The 12,786-nt window shown below is 73.9% G+C and carries 11 protein-coding genes and 1 pseudogene; 10 read left to right on the top strand and 2 right to left on the bottom strand.

All coding sequences use genetic code 11. The features are described 5' to 3' along the window. Positions 1-322: 322 nt before the first annotated feature. A complete protein-coding gene (locus ACF07S_RS22775) occupies positions 323-1,594 on the top strand; it encodes a hypothetical protein (RefSeq protein WP_391974946.1) in 1,272 nt (423 codons plus the stop codon). A gap of 152 nt (positions 1,595-1,746) precedes the next feature. Beyond that, entirely contained in the window at positions 1,747-2,607 is an 861-nt protein-coding gene (locus ACF07S_RS22770) for an oxidoreductase (protein WP_391974945.1), read from the top strand. Between the two features lie 591 nt (positions 2,608-3,198). Here the strand turns inward: ACF07S_RS22770 and ACF07S_RS22765 are convergent. Next, complete coding sequence (locus tag ACF07S_RS22765) at positions 3,199-4,032, bottom strand: HAD family hydrolase (protein ID WP_391962923.1); 834 nt, start codon at positions 4,030-4,032, stop codon at positions 3,199-3,201. Between the two features lie 574 nt (positions 4,033-4,606). On the opposite strand from ACF07S_RS22765, the gene ssd reads away from it, so the two are divergent. The 7 genes and pseudogenes from ssd to ACF07S_RS22730 form a co-directional block, all read left to right on the top strand. Beyond that, positions 4,607-5,713, top strand: a complete 1,107-nt coding sequence (ssd, locus tag ACF07S_RS22760; RefSeq protein ID WP_391974944.1) for a septum site-determining protein Ssd — start codon at positions 4,607-4,609, stop codon at positions 5,711-5,713. Next, positions 5,710-6,942 carry a TadA family conjugal transfer-associated ATPase gene (locus ACF07S_RS22755; protein WP_391974943.1) on the top strand — a complete coding sequence of 411 codons (1,233 nt, stop codon included), beginning with the start codon at positions 5,710-5,712 and terminating at the stop codon, positions 6,940-6,942. Before ssd ends, ACF07S_RS22755 begins: the two co-directional genes overlap by 4 nt. Then, complete coding sequence (locus ACF07S_RS22750) at positions 6,939-7,814, top strand: type II secretion system F family protein (protein WP_391974942.1); 876 nt, start codon at positions 6,939-6,941, stop codon at positions 7,812-7,814. Before ACF07S_RS22755 ends, ACF07S_RS22750 begins: the two co-directional genes overlap by 4 nt. Next, positions 7,811-8,602: a type II secretion system F family protein gene (locus ACF07S_RS22745; protein WP_391974941.1), complete on the top strand. Its 792-nt coding sequence runs from the start codon at positions 7,811-7,813 to the stop codon at positions 8,600-8,602. Before ACF07S_RS22750 ends, ACF07S_RS22745 begins: the two co-directional genes overlap by 4 nt. A 122-nt stretch (positions 8,603-8,724) precedes the next feature. Beyond that, the gene (locus ACF07S_RS22740) at positions 8,725-8,934 is read left to right on the top strand and encodes a DUF4244 domain-containing protein (protein ID WP_391962934.1); all 210 of its coding nucleotides are present in this window, start codon (positions 8,725-8,727) and stop codon (positions 8,932-8,934) included. Next, complete coding sequence (locus tag ACF07S_RS22735; protein ID WP_391962935.1) at positions 8,921-9,286, top strand: TadE family type IV pilus minor pilin; 366 nt, start codon at positions 8,921-8,923, stop codon at positions 9,284-9,286. Before ACF07S_RS22740 ends, ACF07S_RS22735 begins: the two co-directional genes overlap by 14 nt. Before the next feature lie 26 nt (positions 9,287-9,312). Next, positions 9,313-9,726, top strand: a pseudogene (locus ACF07S_RS22730) (Rv3654c family TadE-like protein); the annotation flags it as partial. On the opposite strand, the gene ACF07S_RS22725 reads toward ACF07S_RS22730, so the two are convergent. Next, positions 9,677-12,262, bottom strand: coding sequence for a DEAD/DEAH box helicase (locus ACF07S_RS22725; RefSeq protein WP_391974940.1), 2,586 nt, complete (start codon positions 12,260-12,262; stop codon positions 9,677-9,679). The pseudogene ACF07S_RS22730 and the gene ACF07S_RS22725 overlap by 50 nt on opposite strands. Before the next feature lie 79 nt (positions 12,263-12,341). Here ACF07S_RS22725 and bldG point away from each other — a divergent pair, with 79 nt between their 5' ends. Next, positions 12,342-12,683 (top strand): anti-sigma factor antagonist BldG, encoded by a 342-nt coding sequence (gene bldG / locus ACF07S_RS22720; protein WP_003991900.1) that lies wholly within the window; start codon positions 12,342-12,344, stop codon positions 12,681-12,683. Positions 12,684-12,786 lie beyond the last annotated feature (103 nt).

The raw sequence follows: 12,786 nt of genomic DNA, 5'->3' as shown, positions 1-12,786 counted from the left end.
AATTGGTTTAGACCTGTCGGGCCCGGGTGGTGCGACGTCGGGGCGGGCCGTGATCCGCGGCCCCGGACCCCTCGGTCACCCCTTCCCACGGGCACCGGAGCGAGCCGGTTCAAGCCGTGTAACGCCTCTCACACCCGGATGCCTCCACTCTTCGGAGTGATCGATCACTCCGAAGAGTGAAGTGGTCATTTCAGCGGCTTGTCGTACTAATTCCTTCCCTGTTCCGTGCGAGCTTGGCGGCGCTGTCGGCGGGGGCGCCTCCGGCACTGCGTCGGCGGCGCCCTCGTCGAGCTCGGCCCGAGAGAAGGAAGAAGGTGGGCGGATGGCCGCCACACACAGTTTCGCCACGGGCAGCGTGATCGTCGCGGTCTGCGTCGCCTCGCTCGCCGGCTGCGGGACCGGTACCGACGGCGCCGGCGAGCGGGCGCGGGACCAGGAGAGGGCCGAGCCGGCCCCCGCCCCGAAGAACGTCGTCCGGCTGATCGGCGACGGCTCCACCGCGTACACCGGGGCGCAGCCGCGCCTGCCCCGTCCGGAGCGGCTGAAGCCGGGCGAGAAGCCCCCGCAGTTCGTGGTCTTCTCCTGGGACGGCGCGGGCGAGGACGGCCAGAAGCTGTTCTCCCACTTCCGCGAGGTCGCCAGGGAGAACAACGCGACCATGACGTACTTCCTGAGCGGCGTGTACCTCCTCCCGGAGGAGAAGCGCGGCCTCTACCACCCGCCGCGGCACCCCCCGGGCCGCTCCGCCATCGGCTTCAACGACCGGCAGGGCATCGCCGACACCGTGAGGCAACTGCGCCTGGCCTGGCTGGAGGGCAACGAGGTCGGCACCCACTTCAACGGGCACTTCTGCGGCAGCGGCGGCGGGGTCGGCGAATGGTCGGTGGCGGACTGGAAGGACGAGATCGCGCAGGCCAAGCGCTTCGTGAAGACCTGGAGGACCAACTCCGGCATCGGGAACGCGGCTCCGCTGCCCTTCGACTACGACAAGGAGCTCATCGGCGCCCGCACCCCCTGCCTGGAGGGGCGGAAGAACTTCACGAAGGCCGCCCGCGACCTGGGCTTCCGCTACGACACCAGCGGGGTCGGCGACCAGGTGTGGCCCAGGCGGGAGAAGGGGCTGTGGGACCTGCCGATGCAGCTCGTGCCCTTCCCCGGGCACTCCTACGAACAGCTGGCCATGGACTACAACTTCATGGTCAGCCAGTCGGGCACCACCACCCAGGGCGACCCCGCCAAGCACGACCTGTGGGGCGACCAGATGCGGGACGGCCTCCTCCAGGGCTTCGAACGCGCCTACGAGGGCAACCGCGCGCCCCTGATCATCGGCAACCACTTCGAGTCCTGGAACGGCGGCACCTACATGCGGGCCGTCGAGGAGGTCGTCGAGACGGTGTGCAACAAGCCCGACGTGCGCTGTGTCTCCTTCCGGCAGCTCGTGGACTGGCTGGACGCCCAGGACCCGGCGACCCTGGCGAAACTGCGCACACTGGGCGTCGGCGAGGCGCCGGGGCAGGGCTGGAAGTCCTTCCTGTCCGGCAGCCCGGCCCCCGCCCCCAAGGGGGTGCCCGGCGCCCCGGCGGGGAAGGGGTGAGCGCCGGACGGACGCGGTGACGGCCGGGCGTGTGTGAGGGGCATGGGCGGGGGAGGGGCGGCCGGGCGTGGGCGTGGGTGGGGAGGGCGGCCGGGCGTGAAGAAGACCACTCCACCGCGGGCGGGGCACGCGGGGTGCGTAGGGTCGTACTCATGAGTACGACAGGCGCGACCGCCGATCCGCCCCCCAACTCCCGGAAGGGCCCGGGTCCGGGGGACCCCCTCGCGGCCCTGGGTTCGCTGCCCGGCGTGGCCGAATCCGTGGAATCCGTGCGCAAGGCCGTGGACCGGGTCTACGGCCACCGGGTCATGCGGCGGCGCAGCAACGAGATCACCTCCGAGGCGGCGTTGCGCGGCGCCCGTGGCTCGGCGGCGCTGTCGGGCGCGGACTGGGCCCTGGAAGAGGTGCGCCGGCGCAGCGACTTCAGCGGCGACGGGGCGCGCACGATGGGCGCGGCCCTGCGGCTGACCGCCGAGGCGGGCCAGCTGCTCTCCATCTGGCGGCAGTCCCCGCTGCGGGTGCTGGCCCGGCTGCACCTGGTCGCCGCGGCCGTCGGCGCCGAGTGGGTCGGGCGTCCCCGGCGGGAGGGCGAGCCGGTCGACGAGCCTTTGATCGGGCTTCCGCTGCCGAGCGCGGCGGAGGCGCACGGCCGGCTGGAGGGGCTGTCCGAGCTGATCATCGCGGGCGGGTCCGCCCCGGCGCTGGTGACGGCCGCCATCGTGCACGGCGAGCTCCTCGCGCTGCGCCCCTTCGCCTCCCACAACGGCCTGGTCGCGCGCACGGCCGAGCGCATCGTCCTGATCGGCAGCGGACTCGACCCGAAGTCGGTCTGTCCCGCCGAGGTCGGACACGCCGAGCTGGGACAGGAGGCCTATCTGAAGGCTCTGGAAGGTTATGTCTCCGGAGCCCCCGAAGGGGTGGCCGCCTGGATCGCCCACTGCGGGCGCGCGGTCGAGCTGGGCGCGCGCGAGTCGACGGCGGTGTGCGAGGCGCTTCAGCGCGGGGCTGCGTGAAAAAGCGCGGAAAGGCCTTGCGCAAAGATGCGGCGGTACGATTACTCGTACCGCCGCTGGCATGTCCACCGCGTTACCAAGCGTCCTCGATATACGCCCATCAGGCCGGGGACTTTGCCCGTCACCTGGTGCGGCTGGCCCGTAATCGACGGGTCGACGTCGCGTGGGTTCACGGTGTTCATGCTCGGTCCGTGGGGCCAAATGCGTGGTTAAGGTGATCCTCTCGGATGCCCTTGGTCTCGCGGGCCGTCAAGTCCTTTGTACTCCGGGTCCGAGACGAGCGGTAGTCCTGGCCGCTCTTCTTTACTTCTCGCTTCAATACTTCCGGCTTCAATGACGGTGAAGAAGTCCTGAACGGGTGCCGGCCGATGGGGCGCGCGGCCGACGGTGTCCCGCACGGCGGCTTTGCGCGGGGCTGGTGGACCGCCGTCGTCCCGCGCGGATCCGGTCGGCCGTCGTCCTCCTGCGCGGGGTCCGGCCGGGCCGCCCCTGCGCGGATCTTCGCCCGCGTGTACGCCCCCGCACGTCCTCCCCGCACGTCCCCCCCCGCCGCGCCTTCGCCCGGTGCCGGCGGACGGTACCAGGGGCCGGTCAGACCGCCGTCGGACGGCGCCGGCTGGCGTACCAGACGAGGCCGGCGGTGGCCGCCGCGGCTCCTACGGCGGCCGCCGCGACCAGGGCGGGACGCGGCGGCACGGAGAACGCGGGGAAACGCTGCTTGAGCCGCACCGGCCGGTGGAAGTCGAGGATCGTCCATCCCCGCGCGAGGGCCTCCCGGCGCAGTGCGCGGTCCGGGTTCACGGCGTGCGGCCGGCCCACGGACTCCAGCATCGGCACGTCGGTCACCGAGTCGCTGTAGGCGTAGCAACGTGCCAGGTCGTACCCCTCGGACTCGGCCAGCTCCCTGATCGCCTCGGCCTTGGTCGGGCCGTACGCGTAGTACTCCACCTCGCCGGTGAAACACCCGTCCCCGCCCACCACCATGCGGGTGGCCACGACCCGGTCCGCGCCGAGCAGTTCGCCGATCGGCTCGACGACCTCGGCGCCCGAGGTGGAGACGATCACGACGTCGCGCCCCGCGGTGTGGTGCTGCTCGATGAGGGTGGCGGCCTCGTCGTAGATGATCGGGTCGATCAGGTCGTGCAGCGTCTCGGCGACGATCTCCTTGACCTGCCGGACGTTCCAGCCGCGGCACAGTGCGGAGAGGTACTTGCGCATCCGCTCCATCTGGTCGTGATCCGCGCCACCGGCCAGGAACACGAACTGGGCGTACGCGGTGCGCAGGACCGCCCTGCGGTTGATCAGGCCGCCTTGGTAGAACGACTTGCTGAACGTGAGTGTGCTCGACTTCGCAATGACCGTCTTGTCCAGGTCGAAGAAGGCGGCGGCGCGGGGCAGCGAGTGGTTTTCCACATCCCAGAGCATAGGGGAGCCCATTCGGCGTAAGGTGGGGCGTGTGGGTTTGCCTGAGATGGCTCTCGGGTACACCATGGAAGTCACGGATCGTTCGCGACCGTGCTAACCCGGTCCGACTCCTCCCCCCCCGAGTCGGCCGTGGGGACGACCCCCGCTCTCCCCCCCGGCGGGGGTCGTCGCATGTCCGGGTGGGTTTTCTCTCCTCTCTCCACGGCTGGGACGGCGTCGCGGCGCCGTCGGGCCGCCGGCCTGTCATGTGCACGTTCAGTTACTCAGGGTAACCGTCGGGCTGCTCCGTGAGGCGCGTACAGGCGATGCGCGCGGCTCACCGGTATGGGTGACCGCGATATTCACAACTGTCGACGTGTCCACGGTTTTCCACCAAGATCCACAAGTTTTTCCGGATCACTGCACCGTGATTCCAGCGCGTCCCGCTCACCGCGAGTTCACGTCCGGTGCGTTTGCCGGGTCGCCTGCGGCCGGTTTCCGCCGGCCGTTTACAGGAAGGCCGCTCGCCGGTTCTTCCGCGTCTGGGAATCGCGGGGCCGCAAGGGCTGCGCGAGAGATACGGCAGGGGACGAACATGGCCGGAACCATCACGCACGATCCGCCGCCCACTTCCCGAGGAGGCCGGCCGGGGTCACCGCTGATCGTCACGGAGGACCCCGCACTCCTCGACGACCTGCTGCGCCTATGCGCGGCGGCGGGCGCCACCCCCGAGGTCCGGCACGGCGTGCCGGAACCGAGGGGCGGCTGGGAGACCGCACCACTCGTCCTGGTCGGCGACGACGCCGCGCGGCGGGTGCGCGGGGCGGCACGCCGGTCCGGGGTGGTGCTCGTGGGGCGCGATCAGGACGATCCGGGGATCTGGCGGCGGGCCGTCGAGATCGGCGCCGACCACGTGCTGATGCTGCCCGACGGCGAGCAGTGGCTGGTCGACCGCATCGCCGACGTGGCCGAGGGCGTCGGACGGCCCGCCCTGACCGTCGGCGTCATCGGCGGCCGGGGCGGCGCCGGAGCGTCCACCCTCGCGTGCGCGCTCGCCGTCACCTCCGCGCGTGAGGGACTGCGCACCCTCCTGGTCGACGCCGATCCGCTGGGCGGCGGACTGGACGTGGCGCTCGGCGGCGAGACGGTCAAGGGACTGCGCTGGCCCGCGTTCGCCGCCTCACGCGGCCGGGTCGGCGGCGGGGCCCTGGAGGAGTCACTGCCGGAGCTGCACTCGCTGCGGGTGCTGAGCTGGGACCGCGGCGACTGCCTCGCGGTACCGCCCCGGGCCGTACGCGCGGTGCTCGCCGCGGCGCGGCGCGGCGGCGGCACCGTCGTGGTCGACCTGCCGCGCCGCGTCGACGACGGAGTCGCGGAGGTCCTGGCCCAGCTCGACCTCGGGCTCCTGGTGGTTCCCGCGGAGCTGCGCGCCGTCGCGGCCGCGGGGCGCGTCGCCTCCGCCGTGAGCATGGTGCTGCGCGATCTGCGAGTGGCGGTGCGCGGCCCGTACGCACCCGGCCTGGACGACCGTGAGGTCGCCCGGCTGCTCGGACTGCCCCTCGTCGGCGACGTGCCCGCCGAGCCCGCTCTGCACCGCCCGTGCGAGACGGGACGGCCACCCGGGGCGTCGGGCCGGGGCCCGCTGGCCCGCTTCTGCCGGGAGTTCTGGGAGCGGGCGCTGGCGGAGACGAGGACCGCATGAGGGCGCCGGCGGTGACCGGGGCGGGAACGCCTCCCGGTCTGCTCGACGGAGTGCGGCGATGGCTGGCCGAGAGCGGGGCCGAACCCACGCCCGCGCGGGTGGCGCAGGCGCTGCGGGACCAGGGGCGGGTGCTCGGGGACGCCGAAGTGCTCGGGGCGGCCGAGCAGTTGCGGTCGGAGCTGGTCGGCAGCGGGCCGTTGGAGAGGCTGCTGGCCGACCCGTCGGTGACCGACGTACTGGTGTCGGCGCCCGACCGGGTCTGGGTGGACCGGGGCGGAGGGCTGGAGCTCACCGAGGTCCACTTCCCGGACGCGACGTCCGTCCGGCGTCTGGCACAGCGCCTCGCCGCCGTGGCCGGCCGGCGCCTGGACGACGCCCGGCCCTGGGTCGACGCGCGGCTGCCCGACGGAACCCGGCTGCACGCGGTGCTGCCCCCGGTGGCCGTGGGCTGCACCTGCCTGTCCCTGCGGGTCGTACGGCCCCGCGCCTTCACCCTCGGCGAACTGGTGGCGGCCGGGACGGTGCCGCCCGGTGGGGACCGGGTGCTGCGGGCACTGCTGGACGCGCGGTTGTCGTTCCTGGTCAGCGGGGGAACGGGCAGCGGCAAGACGACCCTGCTGAGCGCGCTGCTGGGACTCGTCGGGCCGGACGAGCGCATCGTCCTGGCCGAGGACTCGGCGGAACTGCGGCCCGATCACCCGCACGTCGTGCGGCTGGAGACCAGACCAGCCAACCAGGAGGGCGCGGGCCTCGTCACCCTCGAGGACCTGGTGCGGCAGGCGCTGCGGATGCGGCCCGACCGGCTGGTCGTGGGCGAGGTGCGCGGCCCGGAGGTGGTCCACCTCCTGGCCGCCCTCAACACGGGCCACGAAGGCGGCTCGGGCACGGTCCACGCCAACGCCGCGTCCGATGTGCCGGCCCGGCTGGAGGCGCTCGGTACGGCGGCCGGCCTCGACCGCTTCGCACTGCACAGCCAGCTGGCCGCCGCCCTCTCGGTCGTGCTGCACCTCGTACGGGACCGCAACGGCCGGCGGCGGATCGCGGAGGTGCATGTGCTGGAACGGGACCCCTCGGGGCTGGTGCGCACCGTACCGGCGCTGCGGTGGGGGCAGGGGGCCTTCACCGCCGAGCGGGGCTGGCAACGGCTGCGGGAACTGCTCCGGAAGGCGAACGGCGAGGCGAACGGCGAGGCGAACGGTGAAGGGCCGCGGGAGAGGACCGGGGGATGAACGGGACGACCGAGGTCTCGACGGGCGCGGCCGTGGCGTGTCTGGGGACCGCCGCCTGGCTGCTCGGCGGCGGGCGGGGCGGGGCCGGGCGGGCGCGGCTGCTGTGGGCGGGCGGTGCTTCGGCGGGGAGCGGGCCGCCGCGGTGGCCCCGGACGGTGGGCGCGTGGGGGCGTGTCCGCGGGCGGCTGCGGGCCGAGTGGTGGTCGCTGGCCGTCGGCGCGGTACTGGCGGTGCTGGGCGCGTCGGTGCTTCCGGTGGCCGTGGGGGCGGCCGGGGTGCCCCTGTTGCGCAGGGTGCGGTGGGCCGCCGGGGAGCGCCGGGCGCGGGAGGGCCGGGGGGACGCGGTGATCGCGTTGTGCGGGGCGCTCGCCGGGGAGGTGCGTGCCGGGCGGCAGCCGGGTGCGGCGCTGCCGCCGGCCGCGCGGGACTCCGGCGGACTCGGCGCCATGCAGCCGGCGGTGCTGGCGGCGGCGCGGTTCGGCGGGGACGTCCCGGACGCGCTCGTGGCGGCGGCCCGGCAACCGGGGGCCGAAGGCTTGCGGGGACTGGCCGCGTGCTGGCGGGTGGCGGTGGACCAGGGCGCCGGGCTCGCGGCCGGGCTCGACCGGCTGGAAGCGGCGCTGCGTGCCGAGCGGGACCAGCGGGCCGATCTGCGCGCCCAGTTGGCCGGTGCCCGTGCCACGGCGGTGATGCTCGCCGGGCTTCCGGTCGTGGGGCTGGCGCTCGGCGCGGCGCTCGGTGCGGACCCGCTGCACATCCTGCTCCACACGTCGTCGGGACTGGTGTGTCTGGCGGCCGGCGGGGTGCTGGAGGGCCTGGGGCTGTGGTGGGCGCTGCGGATCATGCGGGGCGCCGAGGAGGTGACGGCATGAGCGGGGACGTTGTCCACAGGCTGGGGACGGTCGTGGGGACGGTGGCGGTGCTCCTCTGGCTGACGGGGTGGTGGGACCGGACGCGGAGCGAGCGGAGGGTACGGCGGCGACTGGCCGAGGTGCTGGCCCTGGAACGGACGGCGACCGCCTCACGCCTCACGCGGCTGAGCGCCGTGCGGGGCGGGCTGCCCCACGCGGGCGTGGTGTGCGCCGGGTGGGTGCTGGTGGGCGGCATCGCCGGAGTGGTGGTGGGACTGGTCGCCGCGGCCGGTCTGTGGCGGTGGCGACAGCGTCGGAAGGCCACCGCTCCCGAAGCGCGGGAGCGCGATACCGCCGCGGCGGTACGCCAACTTCCCCTGGCCGCCGATCTGCTGTCCGCCTGCATCGCGGCGGGCGCCGGCCCGGCGCCGGCCGCACAGGCCGTGGGAGAGGCCCTGGGCGGTCCGGTCGGGGACGCGCTGGCGCGCGGGGCGGCGGAGGTACGGCTCGGCGGAGAACCGGCCGCCGCCTGGCGCCGGCTGGCTTCGCTGCCGGGCGCCGCACCCCTGGCCCGGCTGCTGGAGCGGGCCGATGTGTCCGGACTGCCCCTGGCCGCCCCGGTGGCCCGGATCGCCGCCGAGGCCCGCGCGGAGTGGACCCGCGCGGCGACGGCACGGGCCAGGCGGGCGGCCGTCATGGTCAGCGCGCCGGTGGGGCTGTGCTTCCTGCCCGCGTTCGTCGCGGTGGGCGTGCTGCCCGTGGTGATCGGGCTCGCCGGCGGAGTGCTGGGAGGGGGTGGTGGTCCGTGACGGGCCGACGAAGGCGACAGGACTGACAGCACTGACCGGACTGACCGGACTGACCGGACTGACCGGACTGACCGGAACAGGACGGCCGGAGAACAGCGGAACCTTTCCTCACGGGGGTTGAGATGTATCAGGCGGTACGGGCACGCGTGTGTGCCCTGGTGTGCAAGGTGCGTGCGGTACGGCGGGACGCCGGAATGGTGACGTCGGAGTACGCGATGGGCATCGTGGCGGCGGTGGCGTTCGCGGTGGTGCTCTACAAGGTGGTCACCAGCGGGCCGGTCGGCACGGCGCTGCGGAACATCGTGCAGCAGGCACTCGATGGCCGGATGTGAGTGGCGCGCGGACCGCGGGTTCGTGACGGCGGAGTCGGCCGTGGTGCTGCCCGTGCTGGTGATGTTCGCGACGGCACTGGTCTGGGGCCTGCTGGTGGTGGCGGCGCAGATCCAGTGCGTGGACGCGGCCCGCGCGGGTGCCCGCGCGGCGGCCCGGCAGGATCCGCCGGACGCGGTCGCCGAGGTGACCCGCGAGGCGGCCCCGCCCGGCGCGAGGGTCACGGTGACCCGGGAGGCCGAGCGGGTCCGGGTGGTCGTCGTGGCCAGGCCCCCGGTCCTGCACGGGCTGCCCTTCGAGGTGCGGGAGGAGGCCGTCGCGGCGGCGGAGGAGACCGTGGGGGAGGGGGCGTGAGGGGTGATGCGCGCAGCCGGCGGCCGATGTCGGTACTCGTGCCGTCGGGCGGGCGCGGGCCTGGTGGGGGGCCGGACCGTGCGCCCGGGCGATGTGCGGACCGTGGGTCGGCCACCGTCTGGAGCGTGGGGGCGATCGCCGTGTTGTGTGTCGTCTTCGGCGTGGTCGCGGCCCTCGGGCACGCCGTGGTGGTCCGGCACCGGGCGGCCGGGGGCGCGGACCTGGCGGCGCTCGCCGCGGCGGACCACTGGACGCGGGGCGGTACGGCGGCCTGTGCGCGGGCGGACCGGGTGGCCCGCGCCCAGGGCACGCGGCTCGTGCGGTGCGTGATCGTCGGCGAGGTGTCGGACGTGTCGGTGGCGTCGGGCCGGGGGCCGTTCGCCGTGGAGGTCAGGTCACGGGCGGGGCCGGCCGGCCCGGCGGAACCTCCGCTCCCGGGCCGGGAGCGGCCCCGGGACCCGCCTCGGGACCCCGGCCGGGAGCCGCCCCGTCCGCTCCCGCCGACGGTTCCGCCCCCTCCGGCTCCTCCACCGGCGCCCCCTCCAGCAGCACCGTGAGCAGCCGTACCGCGCCCCGCTTGTGCAGAGGCTCGTTGCCGTTGCCGCACTTGGGGGACTGGACGCAGGACGGGCACCCGGCGTCGCACTCGCAGGAGGCGATGGCCCGGCGGGTGGCCGTGAGCCAGGACCGGGCGGTGTGGAAGGCGCGTTCCGCGAAGCCCGCGCCGCCCGGGTGGCCGTCGTAGACGAAGACCGTGGGCAGCAGGGTGTCGGGGTGGAGCGGGACCGAGACGCCGCCGATGTCCCAGCGGTCGCAGGTCGCGAAGAGCGGCAGCATCCCGATCGACGCGTGCTCGGCGGCGTGCAGGGCACCGCCGAGGATCTCCGGATTGATCCGGGCCCGGTCCAGCTGGTCCTCGGTGACCGTCCACCACACGGCGCGGGTGCGCAGCGTACGGGGAGGGAGGTCGAGCTTCGTCTCGCCGAGCACCTCGCCGGTGATGACCCGCCGGCGCAGGAAGGAGACCACTTGGTTGGTGACCTCGACGGAGCCGTAGCACAGGCGGCCGTCGCCCCACGGGATCTCGGTGTCCGTCTCCAGCACGGAGATCGCCGTCGTGTCCCGGGCGACCGTCGTGTACGCCGGGGACGCCTGCTCGACCAGGGCGACGGAGTCCTCCAGGTCGAGGGAGCGGACGAGATAGGTCAGGCCCTGGTGCAGATGGACCGCGCCCTCGTGGACGCCGGTGTGCGCGGCCCCCGCGTCGACGGTGCCGAGCAGCCTGCCGGTACCGGCCTCGACGACCTGCACCGGCCGGCCGCCTTCACCCCGGATGTCGGTCAGGTCCGCGGCCCGTTCCCTGCGGGTCCAGTGCCAGGCCCTGGTCCGCCGGCGCAGCAGTTTCGCGGCCTCCAGCTGTGGGAGCAGTTCCGCGGTCGCCGGGCCGAAGAGGGCCAGGTCCTCCTCCGTCAGGGGCAGTTCCTCGGCAGCCGCGCACAGGTGCGGGGCCAGCACGTAGGGGTTGTCGGGGTCCAGGACGGTGGACTCCACGGGCCGGTCGAAGAGGGCCTCGGGATGGTGGACGAGGAAGGTGTCCAGCGGGTCGTCGCGGGCGACCAGGACGGCGAGGGCGCCCTGCCCGGACCGTCCCGCACGGCCGGCCTGCTGCCACAGGGAGGCCCGGGTGCCCGGATAACCGGCGATCACCACGGCGTCCAGGCCGGAGATGTCGACGCCGAGTTCGAGGGCGTTGGTCGCGGCGAGGCCGAGGAGCTCGCCGGAGTGCAGGGCGCGTTCGAGGGCGCGGCGCTCCTCGGGGAGATAACCGCCCCGGTACGCCGCGACACGCCGGGCCAGCGAACGGTCCACCTCGGCGAGGCGTTCCCGGGCGATCACGGAGATCAGCTCGGCGCCGCGCCGGGAGCGCACGAAGGTGATCGATCGCAGGCCCTGCACGGTGAGGTCGGCCAGCAGATCGGCGGCCTCGGCGGTGGCCGTGCGGCGGACGGGTGCGCCCTTCTCGCCGTGCAGCTCGGTCAGCGGCGGCTCCCAGAGGGCGAACACCAGTTCACCGCGGGGTGAGGCGTCGTCGGTCACCTCCACCACCGGCAGGCCGGTGAGGCGGCGGGCCGCGACCGCGGGCTCGGCGGCGGTCGCGGAGGCCAGCAGGAACACGGGCGAGGCGCCGTAGCGGGCGCACAGCCGGCGCAGCCGGCGCAGCACCTGGGCGACGTGCGAGCCGAACACGCCCCGGTAGGTGTGGCACTCGTCGACGACGACGTACTTCAGCGACTTCAGGAAGGAGGACCAGCGGGGATGGGAGGGCAGGATGCCCCGGTGCAGCATGTCCGGGTTGGTCAGGACGTAGTTGGCGTACTGCCGGATCCACTCGCGCTCCTCGAACGGAGTGTCGCCGTCGTGGACCGCCGCGCGCACCGAATGGCCCAGTGGTTGTGAAAGTTCCTTCACGGACCGGCACTGGTCCGCCGCGAGCGCCTTGGTGGGAGCGAGGTAGAGCGCGGTCGCCCCGCGGCCGTTGGGGGCCTCGGCGCCGTCCAGGAGCGTGGACAGGACCGGTGCGAGGTACGCCAGGGACTTGCCGGACGCGGTGCCGGTGGCGACCACGACCGATTCGCCGTCCAGGGCGTGCCCGGCCGCGCGTGCCTGATGGGCCCAGGGATGCCCGATGCCCGCGGCCCGTACGGCGGCGACGACCTCCGGCCGGATCCGGTCCGGCCAGACGGCATGGCGACCCGCGCGCGGGGGCAAGTGCTCCGTATGAGTGATGCGCGAAGCCCGGCTCGGTCCGGACGCGAGCCGGTCCAGGACCGTGCGCGGCACGGGCCTGGACGGGGTGTCCGCCGGGGGGTGATCGGGTCGGTGGTTCTCGGCCATCGGCACCGAGTGTGTCACTGGCGTGACGGACAATGGGGCCAAGGCGTCGTGCACGCCTGCCGGTAAGTGATTGAATGCCATCGCGGCTGGCGAACCGTCCCGGGGGCTTGGCCGAGATGCCCCAAGGGCGACCGCTCGATAGCTAGGTGCTGGAGGATCCGTGGACCTGTCCCTGTCGACCGAGACCATGGGCGATCGCACGATCGTCAGGGTCGGTGGCGAAATCGACGTATATACCGCGCCCAAGCTGCGCGAGCAGCTGGTCGAGTTGGTGAACGACGGCAGTTTCCACCTTGTCGTCGACATGGAAGGTGTGGACTTCCTCGACTCCACCGGACTCGGCGTGCTGGTCGGCGGCCTGAAGCGGGTTCGAGCCCATGAGGGCTCGCTGCGCCTGGTCTGCAACCAGGAGCGCATTCTCAAGATTTTCCGTATCACCGGCCTCACCAAGGTGTTCCCGATCCACACCTCGGTCGAGGAAGCGGTGGCGGCGACCGACTGACCATCCCGCTCCCGGACCGTTGCGTCCGGGCGGCAGAAGCGAGACAGGAGGAGGGCCGGGCGTTCGGCGGCCCGGCCTCTCCACAGCACGCCCGTAGTTGCGA

Origin of the sequence: Streptomyces sp. NPDC016640, assembly GCF_043076215.1 — a bacterium.
Taxonomy (GTDB): Bacteria; Actinomycetota; Actinomycetes; order Streptomycetales; family Streptomycetaceae; genus Streptomyces.
This window is presented reverse-complemented; position numbering and strand designations above follow the sequence as displayed.